The 25,550-nt window shown below is 68.3% G+C and carries 24 protein-coding genes and 1 tRNA gene; 11 read left to right on the plus strand and 14 right to left on the minus strand.

Going from position 1 to position 25,550, the window contains the following annotated elements:
- The first annotated feature begins 4 nt into the window (after nucleotides 1-4).
- The 3 genes from ACEWX3_RS26235 to ACEWX3_RS26245 all read left to right on the plus strand — a co-directional run bounded on the left by ACEWX3_RS26235 (nucleotide 5) and on the right by ACEWX3_RS26245 (nucleotide 3,782).
- On the plus strand, nucleotides 5-1,096 hold the full coding sequence (locus tag ACEWX3_RS26235) for a nucleoside hydrolase (RefSeq protein ID WP_374158132.1): 1,092 nt from the start codon (nucleotides 5-7) through the stop codon (nucleotides 1,094-1,096).
- 7 nt (nucleotides 1,097-1,103) lie between these two features.
- Nucleotides 1,104-2,420 carry a pyridoxal phosphate-dependent aminotransferase gene (locus ACEWX3_RS26240; protein WP_207068856.1) on the plus strand — a complete coding sequence of 439 codons (1,317 nt, stop codon included), beginning with the start codon at nucleotides 1,104-1,106 and terminating at the stop codon, nucleotides 2,418-2,420.
- Between the two features lie 126 nt (nucleotides 2,421-2,546).
- The gene (locus ACEWX3_RS26245) at nucleotides 2,547-3,782 is read left to right on the plus strand and encodes a YibE/F family protein (protein WP_374158133.1); all 1,236 of its coding nucleotides are present in this window, start codon (nucleotides 2,547-2,549) and stop codon (nucleotides 3,780-3,782) included.
- 40 nt (nucleotides 3,783-3,822) lie between these two features.
- Here the strand turns inward: ACEWX3_RS26245 and rfbA are convergent, their stop codons facing one another.
- The 8 genes from rfbA to dcd all read right to left on the minus strand — a co-directional run bounded on the left by rfbA (nucleotide 3,823) and on the right by dcd (nucleotide 11,543).
- Entirely contained in the window at nucleotides 3,823-4,686 is an 864-nt protein-coding gene (gene rfbA / locus ACEWX3_RS26250) for a glucose-1-phosphate thymidylyltransferase RfbA (protein WP_221350288.1), read from the minus strand.
- Nucleotides 4,686-5,054, minus strand: coding sequence for a nuclear transport factor 2 family protein (locus tag ACEWX3_RS26255; protein ID WP_152515169.1), 369 nt, complete (start codon nucleotides 5,052-5,054; stop codon nucleotides 4,686-4,688). The genes rfbA and ACEWX3_RS26255 overlap by 1 nt, the downstream gene beginning before the upstream one ends.
- 18 nt (nucleotides 5,055-5,072) lie before the next feature.
- Nucleotides 5,073-5,819, minus strand: coding sequence for a maleylpyruvate isomerase family mycothiol-dependent enzyme (locus ACEWX3_RS26260; protein ID WP_207068859.1), 747 nt, complete (start codon nucleotides 5,817-5,819; stop codon nucleotides 5,073-5,075).
- Between the two features lies 1 nt (nucleotide 5,820).
- A complete protein-coding gene (locus ACEWX3_RS26265) occupies nucleotides 5,821-7,161 on the minus strand; it encodes a cytochrome P450 (RefSeq protein ID WP_374158134.1) in 1,341 nt (446 codons plus the stop codon).
- Entirely contained in the window at nucleotides 7,161-7,484 is a 324-nt protein-coding gene (locus ACEWX3_RS26270; RefSeq protein ID WP_207068861.1) for a DUF1330 domain-containing protein, read from the minus strand. The genes ACEWX3_RS26265 and ACEWX3_RS26270 overlap by 1 nt, the downstream gene beginning before the upstream one ends.
- Before the next feature lie 9 nt (nucleotides 7,485-7,493).
- A complete protein-coding gene (locus ACEWX3_RS26275) occupies nucleotides 7,494-8,834 on the minus strand; it encodes a UDP-glucose/GDP-mannose dehydrogenase family protein (RefSeq protein WP_207068862.1) in 1,341 nt (446 codons plus the stop codon).
- 234 nt (nucleotides 8,835-9,068) lie between these two features.
- Complete coding sequence (locus tag ACEWX3_RS26280; RefSeq protein WP_374158135.1) at nucleotides 9,069-10,766, minus strand: hypothetical protein; 1,698 nt, start codon at nucleotides 10,764-10,766, stop codon at nucleotides 9,069-9,071.
- 204 nt (nucleotides 10,767-10,970) lie between these two features.
- Nucleotides 10,971-11,543 (minus strand): dCTP deaminase, encoded by a 573-nt coding sequence (gene dcd / locus ACEWX3_RS26285; protein WP_152515164.1) that lies wholly within the window; start codon nucleotides 11,541-11,543, stop codon nucleotides 10,971-10,973.
- A gap of 36 nt (nucleotides 11,544-11,579) precedes the next feature.
- On the opposite strand from dcd, the gene ACEWX3_RS26290 reads away from it, so the two are divergent.
- From ACEWX3_RS26290 to ACEWX3_RS26300, 3 genes are all read left to right on the plus strand, one after another.
- A complete protein-coding gene (locus ACEWX3_RS26290; protein WP_374158136.1) occupies nucleotides 11,580-12,275 on the plus strand; it encodes a DsbA family protein in 696 nt (231 codons plus the stop codon).
- Nucleotides 12,276-12,309: 34 nt separating this feature from the next.
- Nucleotides 12,310-12,383, plus strand: a tRNA-Gly gene (locus ACEWX3_RS26295).
- A gap of 448 nt (nucleotides 12,384-12,831) precedes the next feature.
- Nucleotides 12,832-13,902, plus strand: a complete 1,071-nt coding sequence (locus ACEWX3_RS26300) for a LuxR C-terminal-related transcriptional regulator (RefSeq protein WP_374158137.1) — start codon at nucleotides 12,832-12,834, stop codon at nucleotides 13,900-13,902.
- Nucleotides 13,903-14,030: 128 nt separating this feature from the next.
- Here the strand turns inward: ACEWX3_RS26300 and ACEWX3_RS26305 are convergent, their stop codons facing one another.
- The 4 genes from ACEWX3_RS26305 to ACEWX3_RS26320 form a co-directional block, all read right to left on the minus strand.
- A complete protein-coding gene (locus tag ACEWX3_RS26305; protein WP_207065018.1) occupies nucleotides 14,031-14,540 on the minus strand; it encodes a flavin reductase family protein in 510 nt (169 codons plus the stop codon).
- Nucleotides 14,537-15,832, minus strand: coding sequence for a hypothetical protein (locus ACEWX3_RS26310; protein WP_374158138.1), 1,296 nt, complete (start codon nucleotides 15,830-15,832; stop codon nucleotides 14,537-14,539). Before ACEWX3_RS26310 ends, ACEWX3_RS26305 begins: the two co-directional genes overlap by 4 nt.
- A 191-nt stretch (nucleotides 15,833-16,023) precedes the next feature.
- Nucleotides 16,024-16,851: a family 16 glycosylhydrolase gene (locus tag ACEWX3_RS26315; RefSeq protein WP_152519453.1), complete on the minus strand. Its 828-nt coding sequence runs from the start codon at nucleotides 16,849-16,851 to the stop codon at nucleotides 16,024-16,026.
- A 90-nt stretch (nucleotides 16,852-16,941) separates the two neighbouring features.
- On the minus strand, nucleotides 16,942-18,900 hold the full coding sequence (locus tag ACEWX3_RS26320) for an Ig-like domain-containing protein (protein WP_374158139.1): 1,959 nt from the start codon (nucleotides 18,898-18,900) through the stop codon (nucleotides 16,942-16,944).
- Nucleotides 18,901-19,062: 162 nt separating this feature from the next.
- On the opposite strand from ACEWX3_RS26320, the gene ACEWX3_RS26325 reads away from it, so the two are divergent.
- From ACEWX3_RS26325 to ACEWX3_RS26335, 3 genes are all read left to right on the plus strand, one after another.
- Complete coding sequence (locus ACEWX3_RS26325) at nucleotides 19,063-21,087, plus strand: lipocalin family protein (RefSeq protein WP_374158140.1); 2,025 nt, start codon at nucleotides 19,063-19,065, stop codon at nucleotides 21,085-21,087.
- A 76-nt stretch (nucleotides 21,088-21,163) separates the two neighbouring features.
- The gene (locus tag ACEWX3_RS26330; protein WP_207065014.1) at nucleotides 21,164-21,856 is read left to right on the plus strand and encodes a HemK2/MTQ2 family protein methyltransferase; all 693 of its coding nucleotides are present in this window, start codon (nucleotides 21,164-21,166) and stop codon (nucleotides 21,854-21,856) included.
- Complete coding sequence (locus ACEWX3_RS26335) at nucleotides 21,853-22,065, plus strand: CDGSH iron-sulfur domain-containing protein (RefSeq protein ID WP_207065013.1); 213 nt, start codon at nucleotides 21,853-21,855, stop codon at nucleotides 22,063-22,065. The genes ACEWX3_RS26330 and ACEWX3_RS26335 overlap by 4 nt, the downstream gene beginning before the upstream one ends.
- 1 nt (nucleotide 22,066) lies before the next feature.
- Here ACEWX3_RS26335 and ACEWX3_RS26340 read toward each other — a convergent pair whose 3' ends face one another.
- Nucleotides 22,067-23,026 carry an iron-containing redox enzyme family protein gene (locus ACEWX3_RS26340; RefSeq protein WP_207065012.1) on the minus strand — a complete coding sequence of 320 codons (960 nt, stop codon included), beginning with the start codon at nucleotides 23,024-23,026 and terminating at the stop codon, nucleotides 22,067-22,069.
- A gap of 275 nt (nucleotides 23,027-23,301) precedes the next feature.
- Between ACEWX3_RS26340 and ACEWX3_RS26345 the strand changes: the two genes are divergently transcribed.
- Together ACEWX3_RS26345 and ACEWX3_RS26350 are read left to right on the plus strand one after the other, a co-directional pair.
- Entirely contained in the window at nucleotides 23,302-24,285 is a 984-nt protein-coding gene (locus ACEWX3_RS26345) for a ferritin-like domain-containing protein (protein WP_374158141.1), read from the plus strand.
- A 124-nt stretch (nucleotides 24,286-24,409) separates the two neighbouring features.
- Entirely contained in the window at nucleotides 24,410-24,574 is a 165-nt protein-coding gene (locus tag ACEWX3_RS26350) for a hypothetical protein (RefSeq protein WP_374158142.1), read from the plus strand.
- 8 nt (nucleotides 24,575-24,582) lie between these two features.
- On the opposite strand, the gene ACEWX3_RS26355 is transcribed toward ACEWX3_RS26350, so the two are convergent.
- Nucleotides 24,583-25,548: a glycine betaine ABC transporter substrate-binding protein gene (locus ACEWX3_RS26355; protein ID WP_374158143.1), complete on the minus strand. Its 966-nt coding sequence runs from the start codon at nucleotides 25,546-25,548 to the stop codon at nucleotides 24,583-24,585.
- Nucleotides 25,549-25,550 lie beyond the last annotated feature (2 nt).

Below are 25,550 nucleotides of genomic sequence, written 5' to 3' on the forward strand. Positions count from 1 at the left end.
TCAGTTGACCCGCCTGGCCGCCGTCGCGTTCGCGACGGCGGCCTCGCTGTTTTCAGCCCCGGTGTTGTCAGCCCCGGTGTTCTCGGCCGCGGTGTTCTCGGCCGCGGTGTTCTCGGCCGCAGTGTTCTTCGCCGCGGTCCCCGCGGACGCGCAAGCCCCCGCCCCCGGGCCCGAACCCCCGGTCGACAGCTGTGTCCTGATCGACACCGACTTCGACATCGACGACATGATGACGATCCCGACCGTGATCGGAGCCCGCCACGTCGCGGCCGTCGTCGCCACCGAGGGATACACGGTGCCCGCCCTGGGCGCCCCGGCGGTCGAGCACCTGATCGATCACCCCGGCCAGCGCGATGTCCCGGTCATCGTCGGCGCGGCCACCGAGCGGCCCGAGGCGGACATCGCCGCCACCTTCGGCGACTACGTCCTCGACTACCGGGCCCTGATGAGCCGCGTGAACAACGCCCTGCCCGTCGCCCTGCCGCCCGCCGCCCCCGACGACGAGGTACGACGGGTGAGCGATTCGGTCGCCGGGTGCGCACAGGTGGATGTGCTGATCCTGGGCCCGTTCTCGTCGTTCGTCCGCTACAGCCCGGCGATCCGGTCCAAGATCGGGCGGGTCGTCATCACGGGCCGGCCGCCGGCCGGTGATGCGGAGCTCGAGGCGGGCGAATCCTTCAACTGCGTCTACGACCGCCACTCCTGCGCACAGGTCTTCGACCGGCAGCTACCCGGTCTGGACCACGTCTTCGTCGACGTGCCGCGCGCCGACTGCGACACCACCCCGAACAAGCCCGGCTGCGAAGGCCGCGTCTACGGGCCCACGCTGGCGATGGCGCGGCAGCTGGCGCCGACGGGCCTGCCCGGCTACCTCCGGCAGATCCTGCTCGACGATTCGGCGACGTGGGCACTCGACACGTGGGAGCAGTCCGGCTACGGCGGGCGGACCATGTTCTGGGACCAGTCGACGGCGCTGGCATTGCTGGATCCCGCGCTGTTCCAGCCGGTCGGGGCCCATCTGGAGACGGTGCTCAGCCCGCAGGAGTTCCAGCGCGCCTGGGTCGAGTACACCAACCTGTCGGTGTCCTACCGCTAGCGCTGGTGTGGGCCACCGGCAAAAACACGTCGACAACCGTGGGAGAATTGTCGACGTGACTACCCAACCGGCGCCGTGGCAGGCGAGCAGCGGCCATCACGCGCGCCAGCGTGTGTTCACGCAGTCGAGCAAGTTGCAGGACGTTCTCTACGAGATCCGCGGTCCGGTGCACGAGCACGCCTCCCGGCTGGAGGCCGAGGGCCACCGCATCCTGAAGCTGAACATCGGCAACCCGGCGCCGTTCGGGTTCGAGGCGCCCGATGTGATCATGCGCGACATCATCCAGGCACTGCCCTATGCGCAGGGCTATTCGGATTCCAAGGGCATCGTCAGCGCGCGCCGCGCGGTGTTCACCCGCTACGAACTCGTCGACGGGTTTCCCCGCTTCGACATCGACGATGTCTACCTCGGCAACGGGGTCTCCGAGCTGATCACGATGACGCTGCAGGCATTGCTGGACAACGGCGACCAGGTGCTGATCCCGGCGCCGGACTATCCGCTGTGGACGGCGTCGACGTCGCTGGCCGGCGGCACCCCGGTGCACTACCTGTGCGACGAGACCCAGGGCTGGCAGCCCGACATCGCGGACCTGGAGTCCAAGATCACCGACCGCACCAAGGCGATCGTCGTGATCAACCCGAACAACCCGACCGGGGCGGTGTACAGCCGCGAGGTGCTCACCCAGATCGCCGACCTGGCCCGCAAGCACGAACTGATGCTGCTGGCCGACGAGATCTACGACAAGATCCTCTATGACGACGCCGAGCACATCGCGATGGCGTCGGTGGCGCCCGACGTACTGACGCTGACCTTCAACGGCCTGTCCAAGGCCTACCGGGTGGCCGGCTACCGGTCGGGGTGGCTGGTCATCACCGGCCCCAAGGAGAACGCCACCAGTTTCATCGAGGGCATCAGCCTGCTGGCCAACATGCGGCTGTGCCCGAATGTGCCTGCACAGCACGCCATCCAGGTGGCGCTCGGCGGCCACCAGAGCATCGAGGACCTGGTGCTGCCGGGTGGCCGGTTGCTCGAGCAGCGCGATGTGGCGTGGGAGAAGCTCAACGAGATCCCCGGGGTGTCGTGCGTGAAACCCGAGGGCGCGCTGTACGCGTTCCCCCGCCTCGATCCCGAGGTCTACGACGTCGTCGACGATGAGCAGCTGGTGCTGGATCTGCTGCTGCAGGAGAAAATCCTGGTCACCCAGGGCACCGGGTTCAACTGGCCCACCCCCGACCATCTGCGGATCGTGACGCTGCCGTGGTCGCGCGACCTGGCCAACGCCATCGAGCGGCTGGGCAACTTCCTGGTCAGCTACCGCCAGTAGCGCCGCGACCGTAAGCGCCGAACGTGAACCCACGGCGACGGTGAGCGCCGAGCGTGAACCTACCGTCACGCTCGGCGCAGGTTCACACCCGCGGGCGCGGCGGGGCGCGACCTCTACCCTGTCCGGGTGGCGCACTCGCACTCTCACTCGCACTCGCTGAGCGGTCCCTCGCCGGTCGGGCCGCTGGCGGCCAAGGTCGTCGTCGGCCTGCTGGTGGCCACCGGGGTGGCAGTGCTCCTCGGCGCGGCGCTGCTGTGGCCCAGCGGCGACAAGGCCGACATCCCGCTGCCGTTCCAGAACGCCACGGGCGCGGCGGTGACGACGGAGTCGGGTCGCGTGCTGTCCAGCGGCACCGAACCGTGCGGCAGCCCGTCGGCCGGCGCGGTACTGACCGCCGATCCCCTGCCCGCCCCGCAGGACAGCGCCACCACCTGCGTGCACACCGTGGTGGCCATCGAATCGGGACCCAACCAGGGCGCCCGGACTCTGCTGGAGTTCGGCGGCGGACCCGGCCAGCCCCGCCTGGCCGCCGGTGACGACATCCGCATCAGCAGGCAGGTCGACGACCTCGGCACCACCACCTACGCGTTCTACGACTACGAGCGCACCTGGCCGTTGATCGCGCTGGCCGCTGTCTTCGCGGTGGTCGTCGTCGCGGTGGCCCGGTGGCGCGGGTTCCGCGCCCTGGTCGGCATCGTCGTCGCGTTCGGGGTGCTGGTGGTGTTCCTGCTGCCGGCGCTGCGGGACGGGGCGCCCGCCGTCCCGGTGGCGCTGGTCGCCTCGGCGGCAATCCTGTACGCGGTGATCTACCTGGCCCACGGCGTCAGTCTGCGCACCAGCGCGGCTCTGCTCGGCACGCTGGCGTCGCTGCTGCTGGCCGCGGCGTTGTCCTGGGGCGCCATCGAACTGGCGCATCTGACCGGGTTGTCGGAGGACACCAACAACGAGGTCGCGGCCTATCTGGGCAACGTGTCGATCACCGGGCTCCTGCTGGCCGGGTTCATCATCGGCTCCCTCGGCGTGCTCAACGACGTCACCGTCACCCAGGCGTCGACGGTGTTCGAGCTCGCGGCCCTCGGTGACGGCGCCGACCGGCGGGACGTGTTCGTCGGCGCGATGCGGGTGGGCCGCGACCACATCGCCAGCACCGTGTACACGCTGGTCCTCGCCTACGCCGGCAGCGCCCTGCCGCTGCTGCTGCTGTTCAGCGTGGCCAACCGGTCGCTGGGTGACGTGCTGACCAGCGAGAGCGTGGCCATCGAGATCGCCCGCTCGGCGGTCGGCGGTATCGCGTTGGCGCTGTCGGTGCCGCTGACCACCGGCATCGCCGCGATTCTGGCGACCCCGCAGCGCAGTACCTGACCTCACCCGTCGGCATCCGGCACCCGGGTTGCCCTGAGCCTCAACGCTCCAGCAGGTCCAGCAGGTACTGCCCGTAGCCCGACTTCAGCAGGGTCTGGGCCCGCGCGGCCAGCGCGTCGTCGTCGATGAACCCGACCCGCCAGGCGACCTCCTCGGGCACGCTGATCTTCAGCCCCTGCCGGCGTTCGATCGTGCGCACGAAATCGCCTGCGTCCAAGAGAGAGTCGAAGGTGCCGGTGTCGAGCCAGGCGGTGCCGCGCGCGAGCACCTCCACCGACAGCCGGCCCTGGTCCAGGTAGGTCTGGTTGATCTCGGTGATCTCGTACTCACCGCGCGCGGATTTGCCCAGTGCGCGGGCGATCTCGATCACGTCGTTGTCGTAGAAGTACAGGCCCGGCACGGCGTAGTGGGACTTGGGCGTGGCGGGCTTCTCCTCCAGCGACAGCGCGGTGCCGTCGGGGGCGAAGTCGACGACACCGTAGGCCGACGGGTTGGCGACCCAGTACGCGAAGATCGCACCGCCGGAGACGTTGTGGAACCGCCGCAGGCCCGTGCCGAGGCCGGGCCCGTAGAAGATGTTGTCGCCCAGCACAAGTGCCACCGAGTCGGTGCCGATGTGGTCGGCGCCGATGACGAACGCCTGGGCCAGCCCGTCGGGCTGGTCCTGCACCGCGTAGCTCAGGTGGATGCCGAACGCCGAACCGTCGCCGAGCAGCCGATGGAATGCCGGCGCGTCATGCGCGGTGGTGATCACCTGGATGTCGCGGATGCCGGCCATCATCAGCGTGCACAACGGGTAGTAGATCAGCGGCTTGTCGTACACGGGCAGCAGCTGCTTGCTGACTCCCCGCGTGATCGGATACAGCCGGGTGCCCGACCCGCCGGCCAGGATGAGGCCGCGCATCAGCTCACGAGGTCCTCATCGGTCAGCTCGGTGGCGGCCAGGGCGGCGTCGAGGTCGTCGTGCCGGAACATCGACGTGACATGGTCGTGGACCACCCGGAACGCCGACGCTCCCGGACCGGCCTCGCCGGTGACCGACACGACGCGCTGCTCGACGACTACGACCCCGTCGTGGACGTAGACCCGGCCGGGTTCGAGCTTGTAGTCGAGCTTCTCCGCCCAGTCCCGCAGAGCCTGGTGACCCTGGGCGGCACCGTGCGGGTCGCCGATCTCGATGTCGTCGCTGGACAGCGACAGCAGGGTGTCGACGTCACCGGCGTTCAGCGCGTCGTGCCAGGCAAGGACGGTGGCCATCTCGGAAGTGGTCATGCTCGGAGCATAGGCGGCTCAATAGGGCGTGCTGGCCAGCCAGGCGTCCCACACCGCGGTGTCGCCGAACACCTGCAGCCCGGCCTCGGCCGCGGTCTTGCGGCGCACGGTCGCCAACAGCAGCTCGGTGACGGGGCCACGCAACGCGACACTGCCCTTGCTGTGGCTGTGCGACCAGCCGACGCCGTCCTCGTCGTGGACGATGGTCCACTCGCCCGTCGGCCCGAGCGCTTCCTCGGTGGCGTGCAGGTGGATGGACTGACCGCGGTCCAGCCGCGGTGGATGCCGGCGGTCGACACAGGTCCGCTCGATCCACTCGCTCAGCGCATCACCGGCCAACTCCGGGTCCAGGTCGTAGTCCGTGCCGAGCGCCATCGCGGCGTCGGCGCGGTGCACGGTCGCTTCGTGGAGGCGCCGCCGAATCCACCAGCCCGCCGGGCGCGGGCCGAGGAAGGTCCACACCCGGGTGTCGGAACCCACCCGGTCGACGGCGTCGAGGACCATCTGCGCACCGCTGTCGAGCCATTGGGCAGCCGCGTCGCGATCGTCCGGCGGGCGCCCGTCGGGAACGTCGCGGGGATCCAGGGGCTCGTTGCGGCGCTCGATGATGATCTGAGCGGCCCAGCGGTTCCCGCGCCCGACGTGGCGGAACAACTTCTCCAGGGTCCAGTCGCCGCACGTCGGCACCGGGGTGTCCCGGTCACCCGATCTGATCAGGTCTCCGAACGCCCGAGTCTGCTCGAGCAGCGCTGCCCGAAAATCCACCTCACGAACCTATCGCGGCGCGGGCCGCGCCGAGCCTGATCGGCAATGTCGACCATCCCCGCAGCACCCGGGTGTCGCGGCGGCTGCCCGCCCCGGCCAGCCGGGCGTCCGGGTAGCGCTCGAAGAACGTGCGCAGGCCGACCTCACCCTCGGCGCGGGCCAGCGCCGCCCCGAGGCAGAAGTGCCGGCCGCCGGAGAACGACAGATGCTTACCGGCGTTGTCGCGTTCGATGTCGAAGCGGTGCGGGTCGGCGAACACCTGGGGGTCGCGGTTGGCGCCGGCCAGATAGATGATGACGAGCTCACCGCGCTCGATCGGGGTCCCGGCCACCTCGACGTCACTGCGCGCGAAGCGGGCACTCATCTGCACCGGGGAGTCCAGCCGCAGGATCTCCTCGACCGCCGTCGGCCACAGCTCCGGGCGGGCGGCCAGCGTATCGAGGTGCTCGGGGGTGTCCAGCAGCATCCGGATCCCGTTGCCGAGGAGGTTCACGGTGGTCTCGAAGCCGGCGGCCAGCACCAGGCCCGCGGTGGCCTGCAGCTCGCGCTCCGACAGCCGGGCGGCCTCGTCGGAGGCCTGGCTGGCCTGGATCAGCTGGCTCATCAAGTCGTCGCCCGGGTTGCGGCGCAGGCGTTCCAGATGGCCGGTCAGCCAGGTGTTGAAGCCGACCAGCCCCTCATGGACCTGCATGTACTGCTGCCAGGACAACCCGATGTCCAGGCTGGGGGCACCCAGTTCCCCGAACCGCAGGATGTGCTGGCGGTCGCTTTCCGGCACGCCGAGGATGTCGCTGATCACCGCCACCGGAAGCTGCGAACAGTACCGCTCGACGATGTCGACCACGTCGTCCCCGGACTCGTCGGCCAGCCTGTCGAGCAGCTCGTCGGCGGTCTGCTGCACGCGGTCACGCAGCGCATTGACCGCCCGCGTGGTGAACACCGACGACACCAGTTTGCGGCAGCGGGTGTGGTCGGGCGGCTCGATCGACAGCAGCGACGGCGGCTCGATCGGGTGCAGCAGCCCCGGATTCGTCTTCTCGTTGATCCAGCGCAGCGGCGCCGGCAGACCGGCGCCGAGCGACGAGACCCGGAAGTCGTCGGAGCGCAGCAGCTCGTTGGCCACCTGGTGGTCGACGGTCATCAGCACCGCGCGGCACCGGACGACGGGCCCGTGGGCGCGCAGTTCGTCGGCGAACGCGGCCGGATCGGCGCGCACCTGCGGGTCGGCGATGAGCCGGGCCTGCGGGTCGCCGCTGCGCCGCATCGCGAACTTGGACAGGCCGCGGATCACCCCGTGCAGAGCCACCCAGCGGATGCGCTGGCGAAATCGATCAGCTGCCATCACTCGAGCTTAAGCACGGGACGCAAGTCGTCCAAGCGATCGAACAGGTGCCAGATGTAGGACGACGACCCGTTCTCGCGGTGGGCGTGCAGGTCGGCCAGCTCGGGGTCGTTGCAGTAGCTGTCGAACGCGTCCTTGGAGTCCCACTCGACCAGGATCAGCACGGTGCGCGGTTCGATGTCGCCGGTCATGGATTCGCGGAACTTGCCCAGCGCGACAACCCGACCGCCGTGCTTGGCGACCTCGGCCGGCGAGCGCTTCGAATAGGCCAGGTACTCGTCGCGGTCGGCGACGTCGAACAGGTTCAGCGCGTAGACGGTCATGCCGCGACGCTACGCCGCGGACGGTTCCCCGATGGAGCGGCCCAGCGCGTACACCCGCCAGCCGGCCTGCAACCAGCGCGCCACGTCGAGGCAGTTGCGGCCGTCGACAACGACTTTCGCCCGCACGGTGTCGGCCAGTGCGGCCGGGTCGAGGCCGACGAACTCCGCCCATTCGGTGAGCACCAGCACCGCGTCGGCCCGGTCGCAGGCCTCCACGGCGGAGGTGGCATAGGTCAGCGTCGGAAACACGGTGCGGGAGTTGTCCATCGCCTTGGGGTCGTAGACGTTGACGGTGGCCCCGTTGAGTTGCAGCATGCCGGCGACGTTGAGGGCCGGCGAGTCGCGCACGTCGTCGGACTCGGGCTTGAACGCGGCACCCAGCACAGCGATGTTGGCGCCCAGCAGCGAGCCGCCACAGGCTTTCGTGGTCAACTCCACCATCCGGGTGCGCCGGCGCATGTTGATGCTGTCGACTTCGCGGAGGAAGGTCAGCGCGTGGTTGGCACCCAGTTCGCCGGCGCGGGCCATGAATGCGCGGATGTCCTTGGGTAGGCAGCCGCCGCCGAACCCGAGGCCCGCGTTGAGGAAGCGGCGACCGATACGTGCGTCGTAGCCCAGCGCGTCGGCCAGCAGCGTGACGTCGGCGTCGACGGCTTCACACACCTCCGAGATCGCGTTGATGAACGAGATCTTGGTCGCCAGAAAAGCATTGGCGGAGACCTTGACCAGCTCGGCGGTCTGTAGGTCGGTGAGCAGGAAGGGCACCCCGTCGGCCAGCAGCGCGGCGTAGAGGTCGCGGACCGCCTCCTCAGCCAGTCTCGAGTCGCGTTGCACGCCGAGCACGATGCGGTCGGGGTGCAGTGTGTCGTGGACGGCGAAACCCTCGCGCAGGAACTCCGGGTTCCACGCCACCTCCACCGTCACCCCGGCCGGTGCCAGGTCTCGGGCGTGCGCGCCCAGGGCGGCGGCGGTGCCCACCGGGACGGTGGACTTGCCGATGATCACCGCGTCGCGGCGCAGCTGCGGGACGAGGGCGTCGACCACGGCGTAGACGTGGCGCAGGTCGGCGGCGTACTCCCCCTTCTTCTGCGGCGTGCCCACGCCCAGGAAGTGCACATCGGCGAATTCAGCCGCCTCCGCGTAGTCGGTGGTGAACCGCAGCCGCCCGGCGGAGATGTTGCGCTGCAGCATCTCCCGCAGTCCGGGTTCGTAGAACGGCACGTCGCCGCCGCCGAGTTTGGCGATCTTGCCGGGATCGATGTCGACGCCGATCACGTCGTGACCGAGCTCGGCCATTCCGACGGCGTGGGTGGCGCCGAGGTATCCCGTCCCGAACACAGTGCATCGCATACCGCCCTCTATAGGGAGCCCCGATGATCGGGTTGCTACGCGACACTGATCGCCAGACCAACAGCGGGTGACGAACTCTGGCCGCGAGGGTGCAGCCGCGGTAGCGCCGACGGACTCTGGCCGCGAGGGTGCCGCTGCGGTAGCGCCGCCGTACTCGCAACTACCGTGTGTGCACGCTGGCGACGGTGGTGCGCCAGCGGGTGGCGAGTGGGCCGGGTGGTGCGTCGGCGGTGGTCAGTCCTTGGCGCAGAAGACCAGGAAGCAACCGTCGCCGTTGAGGTCGCCGGGCACGCCGCTGGACCCGCCGCGCGACGAGCCCGAGTCTCCGGAGCCGCGGCCGCCAGAGCTCGAGCCCGAACCCGAACCCGAACCGCTCCCCGAGCCGGAACCGCTGCCGGAGCCCGAGCCTGAGCCGGAACCCGAGCCGCTGCCGGGCCACTGCGGCCACTGCGACTGCTGGGGCACCTCGGGCACCTGCGGTGCCTGCGTCTGCGTGCGGGTCGGCTGCGGCGACTGCGTGTACGTGGGCTGCGGCGCCGAGGTCCTTGTCGGTTCTGCGGTGCGCGTCGGCTCGACGGTCCGGGTCGGCAGCTCGGAGTCGTCGTCGCCGTCGTCGTCACGTTGGCTGGGCCACTCCCAGATCCGGCGCGGCGGTTGCCAGTCGGGCCATTGCGGCTGCGGAGCCACGACCACCGGCGGCGGTACCACGACCGGGGCGACCACCGGCGGCGGCGCGGGTGCCGGCGGCGGTGCTGCCGGGGCGGGTGCCGGCGGCGGGGCGGCGGGCGCAGGCGCGGGTTGGCGTTCGACGTAGACGGTCCGCGGCGCCTGCTGCGGCGCCTCCTGCACGACGGGCACCGGCGGCTTGATCGTCTCGGCCGACGGTTGCTCGGGTGGCAGCTGCACAGCCTCCTCGACCGGCGCGGGAGCGGGGACCTGGCTGCTCGGCACAATGGCGCTCTGGGCCGGGCTGGGCCGCTGATCGGCGGTCGGGCGGATGCTGACCGCCAGCGAGATCGCCAGTGCGACGACACCGACGACGAAGATCGACGTCAAGGCACTGCCCACCAGCAGGAACGGCTTGCGGTCGTCCTCGACGGCGCGGGCCGCGGTCGGGGCATACTCGTCGACCTCGTCGACCTCGTCTGGCTCGCCCGTTGCCGGCGCCAGTTGGGTGTCGGCGGCCGCAGCGGCGTACACCGATCCCGCGGTCGGACCGTCCGGGTCCTGCGAGTAGGCCAGGCCCACGGTGGTGGCCTCGAACGCCGGCGCCGACGCACTGGCCAACGCCGCGCCACGGGCCAGCGCCAGCTCCGCGTCCTCGGGCGCGTTGACGGGAATGGAGACCAGATGCTCGAGGTGCGCCTTCACCGAGGCGATGTCGACACCGGATCCGACGACGAACATGGCCTGCGGCGCAGACTGCTGAGCGGTGACCGCGCCGGCGAGCTCGGTGAGCACCGCCATCGCGTCGGCGCTGTGCAGGCTGCGACTGAGCACCTTGACGACCGAGCCGTCGTCGGTCTGCACCACCGACAGCGTGGCGGTGTCGCGGTCGACGAACAACAGCGCGGTCTTCTCGTATCCGACCGCTCGGCCCACGGCCTGCGCCAGCGAGGCGGCGGCATGGCCCTCCGAGACGAGCATGACGTCGTCGATGCCGTGCCGGGCCAGCGCGTCGCGCAGCGCGGTCGCCGCGGTGTGGTCACTCCACGTGACGCCGATCGAGCGCAGGTGATGTCCGCCGGTCTCCGCGCTCTCCCTGGTGCCCAGCACCGCCGAGACCACCTGCTCGGCGGCGTTTGCCGAGTCGTCTGCCGATGCCACGTCGAAGACGTCGTGGTCGACGGTGACCCCGTCGGCGTTCTCGCCCTCGACCAGCACCATGCGGACCGTCGTAGGTGTCATCGACACACCTAATACGATGTCCACCGGCCCTCCAATATTGTTTGCTGCCTGTGCCTGGAAGTTCCGGTCGCGCCGCGCACGGCGAGCCCGCAACTAGTACTTCATCGCCGTGACCAGCCGCTGCGTTACACCGTCGGCGTGTTAGCTGACGGCGACGCAAATATGGCCCGGCGCTCCGGTGGCACCGACTCTACAAGCGGCAGCCGAGTCCCGGCTGTGACGTGTTCGTCAGCTGGTCTTGATGAAGTTCTGATACGACCGCGACGGGGTCGGGCCGCGCTGGCCCTGATATTTCGAGCCCACCCGGTCGCTGCCGTACGGGTGCTCGGCGGGGCTGGTCAGCCGCAGCAGACAGAGCTGACCGATCTTCATGCCCGGCCACAACGTGATGGGCAGGTTGGCGACGTTGGACAGTTCGAGGGTGATGTGCCCGGAGAAGCCGGGGTCGATGAACCCGGCGGTGGAGTGGGTGAGCAGACCCAGCCGTCCCAGCGACGACTTGCCCTCCAGGCGGCCGGCCAGGTCGTCGGGCAGCGTGCACCGCTCCAGCGTCGCGCCGAGCACGAACTCGCCCGGGTGCAGCACGAACGGCTCACCCTCCTTGGGCTCCACCAGCGAGGTCAGGTCGTCTTGGCGCTGCGCCGGGTCGATGTGGGTGTAGCGGGTGTTGTTGAAGACCCGGAACAGGTTGTCCAGCCGGACGTCGACGCTGGACGGCTGGATCAGGCTGTCGTCGAACGGGTCGATGCCGAGCCTGCCGGCGTCGATCTCGGCCCGGATGTCGCGGTCTGAGAGCAGCACGGCACGAGCGTAGCCGCCGAGTGGGATGCTCGAACCATGACCACGAGCGTCGATTTCCACTTCGACCCCATGTGCCCGTTCGCCTACCAGACCTCACTGTGGATCCGCGACGTCCGCAACCAGACTGGCCTCGAGGTGACCTGGCGATTCTTTTCCCTCGAAGAGGTCAACCGGGTCGAGGGCAAGAAACACCCGTGGGAGCGGGAGTGGTCCTACGGCTGGTCGCTGATGCGCATCGGGGTGCTGCTGGGCCGCCGCGACCCGGGCCTGCTGGACCGGTGGTACGCCGTGATCGGCCATGAACTGCACACGCTGGGCGGCAAGCCCCACGATCCCGAGGTGGCGCGGCGGCTGCTGACCGACATCGGCGTCGACGCCGGGCTGCTGGATGAGGCGCTGGCGGATCCGTCCACGCATGACGACGTGCGCGCCGATCATCAGCGGGTGCTCGACGCCGGGGGCTACGGGGTGCCGACGTTGTTCCTCGACGGGCACTGCCTGTTCGGGCCGGTGCTGGTGGATCCGCCGAGCGGGGCCGACGCGCTGCGGCTGTGGGACGTGGTGACCGGCATGGCCGCGCTGCCGCACGTCTACGAGCTGCAACGACCCAAGACCGCCGCCGACGCCGAACTGATCGGGCAGTCCCTGCGCCCGTATCTCGACGGCCGGGACTGGGTGAGCATCAACCGCGGCGAGGTGATCGACGTGGAAGGCCTGACCGGCGCAAGCTGACGGGGCGGGGGTGCTAGCCTTTCTGTTCGACCAGGCCGATGTAGTTCAATGGCAGAACATCAGCTTCCCAAGCTGAATACGCGGGTTCGATTCCCGTCATCGGCTCCACGAATGTCCGCCAGCGCACGCTGCACCCGCCCACCGGCTTTTTCTTTCCTCCGCAGGTGTGTCCACGGTCCGGCACGTTACTGAACCGCGGGGAAAGCTCTCGCCCGAGAATCGAATTGCGCAGTACCCGCGTGGACGTCGGCACCTCTGGGGTGGCTCGTCTTCGCGGAGACAGAACGCGGCGACTGCGCGGCGCAGGTCAAGGCGTACCCAGTTCGGGGTACATCGGGCGCATTCCGTTGCGCGGCGATCTCCGCAGCAGGCATGCTGCGGGAATGTCCTCGACCGTGCGGGAGGTCATATGCCGATCAAGTTCGCCCCGACGCGGACCTCGTCACGAGGCGGGCGTAGCAACCGCGGCCACGATGGCCGATCCCTCTCTGCGCTACTGACCGAGGCACTCGAGCGTGCACGTACCCTCGTGGACATCCCGCCGTGGTCACCCTCCGTGGACGAGGCTGAATGCGGCGAACTCGGGCAGCATGTCGAACACGTGATCGCCGAGTTGTGCCGGCAGATGCACTTCGCCGCCAACGATCCGACCCGGATGGCGACGATCTGCGAGGTCGCCCTGACGTTGCAGCAGCTCGCTGCCAAACAGCAGCAGATATTGGTCGAGGACCGCATCCGCTCACTCGGCAGCATGCGCCAACGGATGCGGTTCGCCGGGCACAACGACCCGGCCAGCCTGCTCAGGGCTGCTGCAGAGGCAGCGTGCAGGGCATCCGGTCTGGATCGCGCGATGGTGTTCAAAATCGACAGTGGCCGGCTGCACGCCACGTCCACGTACTTCTCGTCCAACCAAGAGTGGGCCGCAGACTGCCAGACCCGCGCTGAGCAGATCGCGATACCGCTGGTGCCCGGAGTGCTGGAGGCCGAGGTCGTCCGGCGCCGGATGCCAGCGCTGGTGTCCGACGCACAGCAGGAGCCGCAGGCCTACCAGCCGATCGTGGGGATGCTCCGCACCCAGGCATATGTGGCCTCACCGATCTTCGTCAACGGACAGATCGAGGCCACGTTGCACCTCGACGCCTACGACAGCGGACGAGAACTCGACGCCTTCGACCGCGACATCGCCGCCGAGTTGGCTTTCTCCATCGGCCAGGCACTCGAGCGTGTCCTGACGCTGCAGCAGCTCATGCGGCAGCGCGCCGTCCTGGAGACTCTGACGTGCCAGACCGAGGCGCAGCTCCGCACCATCGTCGGCTCAGGTGAATTGACCAACGTGGCCATGAGCCACCTGACTGTGCAGCCCGATCTGGTGCACGAGCCGGCCACCGGAGAAAACCGGGCGGCACGCTCGCTGAGATTGGTGCGCAATCTGACCCGCCGCGAGCTCGAAGTTCTGCAACTGATGAGCACCGGGGCGACCAACGCCGACATTGCGGCACAGTTGTTCCTCGCCGAGGGCACCATCAAGACGCACGTCAAGCGGATTCTGCGGAAGCTCAACGTCGGCAACCGAGGGCAAGCTGTCGCGCACTACACCACCGTGATGCAGAACAGGGGCCACCTCTGACTCGCATCGCGGGGCCCAGGATTACGAAGCGCGACCCGCGGCGAGCGGCTGACTGGCCCGGTCGACGGGTCAGCCCTGCGTTCGACGGCAGCGGAGGCATGAAATACGCTGCTGGACAAGCGATACCGTCACAAGGCCAGTACCCCGGAGAACGATCCGTCACAGTAGATGAGCGGCTCACCCTGGCTGCCGGTCCGGATGTCGGTGATGACCCCGATCAGGATGTCGTGCGTGCCGGCCGCCACGACGCGGTCGACGTCGCACGTCAATGACACCAGGCTGTCGGCGAGCCGGGGAACGCCATCTGGCGTGTACTCCCAATCGCCCGCCGTGAATTTCTCGGCGCCCCGGGCACCGTCCATGCCGGCGAAGCGCCTGGCCAGCGTGCAGTGTTCCTGGCTGAGGACGTTGACCGCGTACCGACCCATCGACTTGATGGCTTCACCGACGACCAGGTTCTTGTTGACACAGCAGAGCAGGCTGGGAGGCTCTGCGGTCAGTGACGTGACCGCGGTGGCCGTAATACCCAGGGGGCCTTTCGGACTCGGCGCCGAGATGATGCTCACTCCGGCAGCGAGGCGACGCATGGCCGTCCGGAACTCGTCGGCGCCGATCGCGCTTCGCGTGAGGCTGTTCACGCCGCGGACTTCCACATCCTCAGACCCGCACTGTGTGGATAGGCCATGGAGGCTTGAACATTGACGCGAAGAAACCTGTCTGTCAGCACGGAGATCTTGTTGGTCTCCAGCCACCACAGAAAATTGTGTCGACGCCAGGGGCGCAACGCGCGCCGGATCGCAGTATCGGGATCCTGACCGTGCACCACGGCTTCTGCGCCGATGACACCACCGATCGCCGCGGAGACCATGCCGTCTGCGTAATAGCAGGGCGCGCCCCCGGAGTACATCCGCTTGAGCTCCAAGGTTCCTGGTTTGGAGGGTGCCACCTTGCCCCACGACGACGCCGGGACCAGTGCACCGGCCAGGGTCTCTGCTGCGTCGTCGACCACCAGCCCCAGCGCGTTGGCGACTCCGTACAGTTCGGCGGTCATGGTCGCCAGTTCGGCGTCCTTTTCGAAGCCGGAATCCGCGCCGACGACTCGGGCGAAGATGCCGTACCACGTCGAGCGTGGCGACAGCGGGTCGGCGAACGGGGTGAAGTACCCGACGTCGATGATGCCGTTGCGCCGAATCAGCGGGGCGAAGGTGGTATCTCGTTGCAGGGGGTACGAAATTCCCGAATCCGCTTCGAACATCGGGGCTTGCACAGCCAGGACGAGCCGCTGCGGCCGCCTGGAGTCACCACCCAGCAGTGTGGGTTTGGTGGTCGCATTCACCAACAGCGGCCGTGTCCCGGCAGCGTGACTCCGCAGGTGCGCGGCGGATTCCACCATGTCGTCGACGTACTCGACAGGATGCTCGGCCAGCAGTTCGCGCAGCCCCGCAACCAGGCGGCTGTTGCGCATGCCGTAGACGAGCGGGGCCGCATTGCCCTTGTTTCCGCCCTGCCAGGGACCGGAATCGCTGAATGTCCACTCACCATGGCGGTCGACGGCCATCGCGGCGGTCTGGCGGTGGGCCACAGGTCCGGGGAGGCTGGTGCCCGTCGCCGCCTGAAGGAGCGTCGCATGATCGACACCGACGGCCGAGCTCAGGAAATCAGCCGCAACCCCGCGCAGGCTGACCCCGTTGATGAGTCGGCGTGACTCCTGAGCTGGTGGTGAGACCAAGGTGACCTTCCCCTCGAACCGGGGATGCTGGGCCAGCTGGGCCGCGAACGCTTGAGCACCGATACCGTTTCCTGCGATGACAACCGAGTCGTAGGACGGTGGGTGCGTCCCGGTGGCCGGCACGAACCGACGCACGAACCGTTGCACCGACTCGTTCCGGTGGCGCGTCTGCGCCTTCCCGTGGGCATCGACGAGGGACATCACTGACCTCCTGTGAATGAACGACTCCGCTGGTTCGCGCGGGCGAGGCGGAGGGCATCGCGCTGCTGATGCTGCGTCGGTCAAACAGGTGCGGTCAACGCTGGGAAACGAGAATCCCCCCTTAGGGGTACAGAAGTACGCGCACGGGCGTACGGCCGGAAACGCGCTCGACGGAGTCCCGTCGACACCCGCTAGCTGCTGAAGACGCGGATCCAGTCGACGCGCATCTCGGCGGGATAGGTGCCGCCGGCAGGTTCACGCCCGCCGGAGCCGCCCACGGCGATGTTGAACACGGGGACCATCGTGAAGCCCGGATCGTTGAACGGCCAGTCCTGCAGCGAGTTCGCCGGCACCGTGAAGAACGGCTCCATGCCCGGCTGGTAGTCCTTCCAGAAGTACATTCCGCTGGGCTGCCAGGTCATCCGCCATGTGTGCCAGGCGTTGTCGACGGGATGGCGGTCGGTCGCGAAGGAGGTGCCGTCCAGACGGGCATGCACCGTGGTTCCCGACGGCCAGTCGTTGTTGCCGTACCACTCGACCAGATCGACCTCACCGCCGCGGACCGGGTTCTCGTTGACGAGCCAGAACGCCGGCCAGGCGCCGTCGGTGAGGCAGTCGAGTTTGACCCGCGCTTCCCAGGTGGTCCCGATACCGCCGCGCCACAGCCCCATGATCTTGGCGCTGGCGTACTTCTCCTGGATGTTGGCGCCTTCACCGCGGGTGGCGCGGATGACGAGGTTTCCGGTGCCGTCCTGGAACACGTGCTCCTGGTCGGTCACGTAGCGGCCCATGTTGAACGGCTTGTCCCACTCGTGCGGGTTCCGGATCGTCTCCCGGGCGGGCACGATGAACCACTTCGCGGGGTCGGGTGGTGCTCCCGCGGGGCCGTTGAACTCGTCCTGCCACAACATCTGCGGGCCGGTCTCCGCCGCGGGCGGCTGAGCGTGAGCGGACCGTATCGGGGTGGCCGCAGCGGCCATCCCCAAGCCCATCATGAGCATGGCACCGCGGCGATTCATCTCAGGCACAGTTGCACTATAGGCAGGCGCCGCGTTCACCTGCCGGAACATGACCGAACGGATCGGCCCGTTTCGCAGTTCGGCCCGAACTCAGCGTTGCGCCGCCTTCGACTTGCGACGGCGCCCACCCAGCAGCACGAACGCGAGGCCCGCCGCCGCGTACGGCGGTGAATCCGGCATCACCACGTGATAGCCGAGGTCGGTGAGGATGGCCAGTTCCACCGGGCTGAGGACCCGCACACTCAGCCCGCTGGCGGTCGCGGCGTTCATGATCTTCTGATTCGCGCCGGTGAAGGTGAAGTCGTCGAGGTGGCTCATCGCGCTTCCCGGCTGCCACGGATCCGGCGTGTACAGCGGCACCAGCCCGCCGTACGCGGCGATCGCGTTGGCACCCCCGAAGTACAGTCCGTCCTCTGGGTCGGTCAGCAACGGATCGAAGCGGTTGCGCCACCGGTAGAACGGACTGATCGGCCGGGCACCCGCCGAGGTGACGACGAATCTGTCGAACGTCACCCAGTCGCGATCGTTGTTCTTTCCGGGCGCATCGACAGCGGACAGAAAACCGAAGGAATGCATCAGTTCATGGATGACGGTGGACGCGAAGTCGTATTCGCCGCTGCCCACGGTGTCGGCCAGGCCCCACTCGAATTCGGCGAAATTCCAGAAGATCTCCCCGTCGGCTTTGTCGCCGTTGGAGTCGACTCCGGTCTGCAGCTTGTTCTGCACCACCGTGCGCCAGAAGCCCGCACGCTCTGAGATCTGATCACTGCCCGCGGAGGCGAGGAACTCGTCGTCCTCGAGACCCACGTCGTAGGTCAGGGTGACCGGCTGATCGACCCGGAAGTACCAGAGAAGCTGAACCGCAACGTCTTCCAGGGCCTGTCGTCGTTCCTCGGTCCAGCCGACGCCGTCGTCGAGGTAATTGAAGGCGAATGTGATGGCGTTCTGGTTGATCAGGGAGGTGGCTCGCGTGCCGATCGGGCGCAGCAGGCTGAGCAGGTTGACGTGGAAGCCACGATCGATGGCGATCACACGGAACGTGTCGACGCCGTCGAAATCCGCATCGGGCGTGTAGACGTAGGAGCCGTCGGCGTTGATCTCGACCGTTCCCTGCCGGGGTCCGCGCACCAGCCGGTAGACGATCTCGTCTCCGTCGGCATCCACGGCACCGATCGTTCCGCCGATCGGACCCGTGATCAGACCGCTGATCTGCACCGGCGCCACGGTGGGTGCCTGGTTGAAAAAGGTGCGGCGCAGATTCCAGAACGATTCTGTCAGTTCGGCTTTGCGCTCTTCGCTGACCGACAGCGAGTCGATCCAGGCCTGCGTGCTGTTCGTCCAGGCGTCGATGGTGTCGGCGACGACGTCGCTCCAGGTGCGCCGGGGCGCCAACCACGGCGGGGCGGGTACCGGTTCGGCCGCGGGTTCGTCCGCGACCGCCGGCGTCTCCACCGCGGCCGCCGCCGCGAGAGCGGCGTCCTCCTCGACCGCGTCATCAGTGGTCGACACACGTGAGGAGTGGTCGAGGGCCACCTCAACGGGGGCGCCCGGCGTGTCGTCAACGGTGGCGAGAGTCTCGACCTGGTCGACGGAGTCGCTGCCGTCGTCGACAGAGTCGCTGCCGTCCTCGACGGTGCCGGCGTCCTCGTCGATGTCGCCGTCCTCGTCGATGCCATCGGTCTCGGCGGAGCCGTTCTCGTCCGCGTCGCTGTCGTCGAGGGCGTCGCCGGCGTCGAACGCTTCGGCGTCCTCTGTTTCCGCGGCGTCGGCGGTGTCATCAGCGTCCGAGGCGTCGTCGGCGTCCGACTGCGCCGCCCCGGTGTGATTGCCGGACGTCTCGGCCGAATCGCTGCGCTGCGACACCGACGACTCCGCACCGCTGTCCGCGGCCGCGGTCGCGGCGTCGGGCCCCAGCAACGAGAACCCCCACAGGGCCGCACCCAGACCGGCCGACGCCGCACCCAGCTTCAGCCATTGCCGCACCGGGAAGTCTTCTGCCCGGCGCCGCACCGCTGGGCGTCGCGAATCCCCGCCATCACTGCTTGTCAACGCCACATTTTCCCCCCAGGTCAGTGATCGCGGCTAAGGCTATACCTAGTCGTGTCACTGTGGAGCAAATTTGCTGGTTGCTCTGTCGCGTGGCGTGACAACAATCTGACGTTCGAGACAATTCGCTGTGCGACGCAGGGTGCCGCGGCTAGATTCCGGTCCGTGACCTCGAGAAGACTGTTGATCTGGGTTGGGGCCATCGGGGCCGGCGGGTGCCTCACGCTCGCCGCAGCGACCGGTGTGGCGGCCGCCGACACCGAGTCTGACAGTGCAGACTCGGCCAGCTCGTCGACAGAGCAGGACTCGTCGGCGGCCTCGCAGAACTCCCCCGACGGCGGTACCACCGAGGGTTCCGGTACTACCGCCGACCCGGCAACGATCCCCGCGTCGATCAAACGCTCGGCGGACGACGACGCGGATGACGAGGCGCAGGCTGACGCGGCCCTGGCGGACGCGATTGAGCTCGAGATCGACGACCTCGCCTCGGCCGGCGAAGAGGACACCGACGCCACCGAGGGCATCGACGTCGAGAGCACCGACCCGGACATCGACGGCACCGACGTCGAGATCACGGATGCCGAGACCACCGACGCCGGGATCACTGACGCCACCGAATCCGAGCTTTCAGCGGCCCGCGACACCGAACCGGTCACCCCGTCCACGGATCCCGAGGCCGCAGAGGCCGCCTCCGACGCGGCGGCCACCCAGCCCAGCGGCAGAGCAGCGGCCGTCGCTGACGAGGCCGCGGAGGCCGACGTCGCGGCATCGGGAACGGCCGATTCCGACAGCGGAAACGCCGCGCCTGCGGTCCTGCAGGCCGCCGCGGCAGGCCCCGTGACCGGTGTTCAGACCGGGCGCGCAACGCTGACCATTCCCCTCGATGACGACGAGTTCCGGACGCGGGCCGACTGGTACTTCCCCACCCAAGCCGACGGTTCGGTCGCCGCGACCGGCGTCATCTGGCTGCAGCACGGCTTCCTCGGCACCAAATCGGCGTACTCCGCGCTCGCCAAGACCCTGGCTCAGCAGACCAACAGCGTGGTGGTGGCCGCGAACCTTCCGTCCTTCCCGTCGCTGCGCTGCGGCGGATGCTGGATCAACGGCGCAGCGCTGCAGCAGGGCGTGGCCGCGATGTTCGTCGGTGGCGAGGACTCGCTGAACACGAGCGCCACCGCGGCAGGATTGGTGGGCACCCTGCCGACCAGCTTCGTGCTCTCCGGCCACTCCGCCGGCGGGGGCTTCGCCACCGCCGCGGGCGGCTACTACGCCGCAGATCCGGGAAGCGGAGGCAATCTGCGCGGGGTGGTGATGTTCGACGGGTTCTCGTTCAGCGGAGTGGTCACCGACGCGCTGCAACGCCTGGACAACCCCTACATCCCCGTCTATCAGATCGCCGCGCCGCCGCAGCCCTTCAACTCCAACGGCGCGACCACCGCCGAGTTGGTGGCCGCTCGCCCCGGCCAGTTCGTGGGCGTGACCCTGGCCAACGGCTCGCACGTCGACTCGATGCTGGGCAGCAACCCGATCATCGACTTCTTCGCCCAACTGGTGACCCGGTTCTCCCCTGCCGGCAACACCGAGGCGGTGTACACGCTGGCCACCGGGTGGATCAACGACCTCTACCAGGGCCTGGGCCCCGCCGACGGCGCCGGCATCTACGGAGCCCCGGACCAGTACATCGTGATGGGCGACACCGCGGCGGTGGTCCTGGCTCCGCCGCCCGTCGTCGACCTGAACCGCTACCTGGGCACCTGGTACGAGGTGGGCAGCGTCAAGCAGTTCTTCTCCATCGGGCTGGTCAACACCACCGCGCAGTACAGCCTCAACCCCGACGGGTCCATCAGGGTGGAGAACTCGGGCAACTACTTCGTCAACAACGGCCCCGAATCCCGCATCGTCGGTGCGGCGCTGCCGGTCGAGGGCTCGGAGAACAAGCTCAACGTCGCATTCTTCTTCGGCAGCCCCTCGACCAACCCGCCCGGCAACTACTGGATCGTCGACCTCGACCCCGACTACCAGTGGGCCATCGTCACCGACTTCACCGGGTTGAGCGGATTCCTGTTGACCCGTACCCGGACCGTCTCCGACGACTTCTACCAGGAACTGCTCAACCGGGCGTCGGTCAAGGGCGTCAAGGGACGGATCACTCCGACCCGCCAACCGGCGGCGGACACCGTCACGGTCTAGTCCGGAGCGTGCCTGCGCAGACCTTACCGGCGTGTGACACACGTTTCGGCAGTGCAGGAACGGGCATAGATGCTGGGTGACGAGTGCATACACCGGGTTCGGTTCGGCAGACACGACGGTCGAGGTCTATCCCCCTCAAGAAGATTCGCTTCTGCTGATCGACGCCATGATCGAGACCGGGCTGGTCCCCGGCGCCCGGGTGGCGGACCTGTGCACCGGCAGCGGGGTGATCGCCATGGCGGCGGCCACCGCCGGAGCCAGCCAGGTGACGGCGTTCGACATCTGCCCCAGCGCCGTACGACAGGCCAGGGAGGCAGCCCTCACCGCGGGCACCCGCATGGACGTGCATCGCGGATCCTGGGCCAGGGCGGTGGAATTCGCCCCGTTCGACCTCGTGGTCGCCAATCCGCCCTATGTCCCGCAGGCGCCCGATGGAGACCCGTGTTCGATCCCGGCAACCGCCGGCCCGTCGCGCGCCTGGGATGCCGGCGCCGACGGACGAATGGTCCTCGACCCGATGTGCGCCGCCGCCCCACTTCTGCTGGATGAGGGTGGCACCATGCTGGTGGTCCAGTCGGAATGCTCGAACGTCATGAGCACCCTGCGCGCACTGCGGGCGCAGGGTATGCACGCTGAAGTCGTTGCTCAGCAACTGATTCCGTTCGGTCCTGTACTCTCAGCCCGCGCCCCGTGGCTGATGCAGAGCGGTCTGCTGCCTCGCGGCAGTCGACAGGAACGCATCGTGGTCGTCCGCGCGGACGCCCCGTGACCGAGCAACCGCCTCGGACGGTACGCGTGGTGCCGGGCGGGCCGGTGATGGTCGAGGGCCCGGTCCGCATCGAGATGCCCGACGGGAACGTGGTCGAATCTGACCGTTTCATGGTGGCGATCTGTGCCTGCCGCAGGTCCAAAACCTATCCGCTGTGCGACACCAGCCACCGGCGCCGCACGAAAACGGCGCCGCACCACGACGACTGACTCAGGCGATCTCTCGACGCAGTGACGGCGTCCCGGTCTGCCAGCATTCCATCAGGTGATCGGCCAGCCGCGTCTCCACCACGTCGAACGCCCGGATGCCGAACACGACGTCGGCGTCGAGTTCGGGTTCACGGGCCACCAGGTCGCCGACCACGTCGGTGCGCACCACCTGTTCGTGCACGGCGTCGGCCTCGACATGCTCGGCGTAGAACGCACGGCACGGTTCAGGAGCGTCGAGCCGCTCGAGTGCCTGCACCATCCGTCGCGAACCGGGCGGGGAGGTGACTTCCGTGGCGGCGAAGTGCCCGACCGCGGCGCCCCGCAGGCGCCTGTGCAAGCCGAACAACGACATCAGGTTCACCACCGCCAGAGTCGCAGCGGGCACATCGTCCAGATAGCCCAGATAGGCCGAATCGAGATCGGCCGCGTCGAGCAGGTCGGCGAACAGCTGTTGGTGCAACCGCGCACCCCGGCCCGCGCCGAACTCGTCGAATTCCACGGCCACGAACGAGGCCTTGGCCTGCCCGCTGAGGCGCGGAATCGCCCACGCGTGCGGGTCCCCTTCTTTGAGGTGGTAGAGGGAGCGGTGCGCGAAATACTCACGCATCTGCTCCCACGAGCCTTCGTCGCGCAGAAAGTACGACAGTCCGCTGCCGTCCACCGGTTCGATGCACAGCTCGTCGAGCTCGGTGAGGGCGCCGACGCCGGGTTCGAGGTCGCCGACCGCACGACGGATGTCATCGAGGAACACATCTTCGAGTCGGCCCCGCAGATACAGCAGACCGGGATTCCACTCCCATCCGGCGTCCACGCCGGCGAATCCGCGATAGTGCAGCTCGTAGCACAGGTACAGCGCCAACTGGACGTCCAAGCCCGCGGGATCCGCGTCGGCCAGCGAGGTCTCCACCCGGTTGAAGGACCGTAACGGCGCGCGCTCAGCCAGCAGCTCCACCACGGACATCGAAATCGGACCGCGAGGGGCAGGGAGGGTGGGCTGAACAAACGTCGAAAACACGAGCAAGTAGTTACCCCGCTGGTAGCCGAGCCAATCACGTCCGCCCGCCCCGAGCAGACACCGGCACTACCCGATTCGCCTCAGGCCTCACGTGATTGCCGCATATCTCACAGCTGATGAATCCGCGATGAGCTGTCGGGCCATCGGGTATGCGACTGCGTGAGCGCCACTAGCGCCAGAACGCTTCATCCGTCTACTCGAGAGAAGGAGTGCACGAGACAATGACGACTCCCACCGCCGTGTCGATCGAATCGACCACCGCCACGCTCATCGCCCAGCTTCGTACGGTGCTGGACCTGACCCACACTGAGATCCAGGTCGCCGAGACCCGCATCGCGCAGGCGCGCACCGACGCGGTACGCCGCGAGCTCACCCAGAACGCCGAGCACGGCCGGACCCGCGCCATCGCCATCGAGCAGGCGATCCGCGACCTCGGCGGCTTCCCCGATGTGATCGGTCCGTTCCTGGGCCGTGCCGCCGCGGCGGTCAAGGCGTTGACCGAGCAGGCCGAACCGTTCGACGAGGCCCTTCTCGGTGATCTCGCGCTCGAGGGCCAGTTGCTCGACCGTGCCCGCTACGTGAAGGCCCTGGCCGTGTCGGCGAAGAATTCCGATGTCGAGGAGCTCGCCACTCGGCTGATCACGGCCCACACCGCCACCGTCGAGTGGCTGACCACGGTGCTCGCCGAGGACGCCCTCGGCGGTCCGGCAGCCCTGCGCCGGACCCCGTTGCAGGCGGCGACCGGCTTGGCCGTCAAGTTCGCCAACCTGCCGTTCACGTGGTCGACCCGCGGAGCCGAGCGGGTGGCCGAGGCCGTGCGCTCGGTGCGACCTGCATTCGCCGATCTGGTCGAGCGTGGTTCACGCAGCACCGAGGTCGTGACGAAGACACTGACCGGTGCTCGCGACTCCGCACTGGACGCCGCAGAGCGGATCACCCGTCAGGAGGGCGCCGACGACGCCGCCGACGCGATCCACTCGGTGCGCGGCAACACCGGCATCCTCGATGCTGCCGAGTTGCCGATCTCGGACTACGACGACCTCAACGTCAACGAGGCCGCCAACGCCGCCAAGGAGTTGACGGACGCCGCTGACATCCGCGCCATCGTGGCCTACGAGGAGGCGCACAAGAACCGTCAGCGTGTGGTGTCGGCCGCGCAGACGCGGCTGGCCGCCATCGCTCAGGAAGTCGTCGGCATCAGCTGATCTTCCGACACGGGCCCGGTGCGAGTTGCCTCGCACCGGGCTTCGTTGTGTTTGAACGGATGTTTGAATGCTCTGTAGGAGGGGTACCTCCCGCGTCACTTCGGGAGGGTTGAGGGAGGGCACAGTGTCGCTATCGGAGAACATCCCGGTCCTGTCGGCGCAGGCGGTGGCGCCGCTGATCCAACGTCTGCGCACAGCGCTTCGCGACTGGGGTGCGCCGCGCTGTCCGAGCCCGCAGCAGTACTGGTCCGACACGTCACCGACAGTCGGTTGGTGGAAAGCACTCTGACCGGACGGTCACGACGGCGCTGAGAGCAGACCTTCTTCGATCAACCAGTCCCGGGCGACCAGCGCGGGGTCCCGGCCCTCGTTGTCCACCTCGGCGTTCAGCTTCAGCATGACCTCGTTGGTCAGGCGCGGGTTGAGTTGTCCGAAGATCTCGGCCAGTTCGGGGTGCGCCTCCAACAGATCGGTGTCGATGACCTCGGTGAGGTTGTACAGCGGAAAGAACTGCCGGTCGTCCTCGAGCACCCGCAGATCCAGTGCCGGGATGCGACCGTCGGTGGTGAAGACCTCGCCGAAGTTGCAGTCGCCGTTGGCGGTCGCGGTGTAGATGACTCCGGTGTCGAGCGTGATGACCTGACCCAGCTGGTCTCTGGACAGGTCGTAGGTCTGCAGCATTGGCACGAAACCGTCGTTGCGGCTGGCGAATTCGCTTTCCACACAGAACGTCAGCTCCGAGCGGTCCAGCGTGGCCAGATCCGACAGCTTGGTGACCCCGAGACGCTGCGCCTCGGACTCCCGGATGGCGAACGCGTAGGTGTTGTTCATCGGCGCCGGCGGAAGCCAGGTCAAACCGTTGGCCTGATCAGCCTCGTTGACGGCCTGCCATTGCGCCGTGGGGTCCTTGATCGGGTCTTCGTTGCCCAGGTAGTTGATCCAACCCGTGCCGGTGTACTCCGGCGAGATGTTCGCATCACCGGACAGCATGGCCTGGCGCACGCCGAAACTGCCCGGGGTGTTGGTCATGTTGGTGACGTCGGCCCCGGCAGCGGCGAGAATGATCGACAGCATGTTGCCGAGAATCAACTGCTCGGTGAAGTCCTTGGCGGCCACCGTCACCGGGACGCCTTCCAATGAGTCGTAATGCTGGATCGTCCCCGGCGCCGCGTCCAGGACGGTGCCGCTCGCCGACTGCAGACCGCAGCTGGTCACGCTCGCCACCACGATCGCCGTGATCAGTGCGACAGCGCGCCCGCCCATGG

The sequence above is a fragment of the Mycobacterium sp. G7A2 genome (genome assembly GCF_041902445.1).
Taxonomy (GTDB): domain Bacteria; phylum Actinomycetota; class Actinomycetes; order Mycobacteriales; family Mycobacteriaceae; genus Mycobacterium.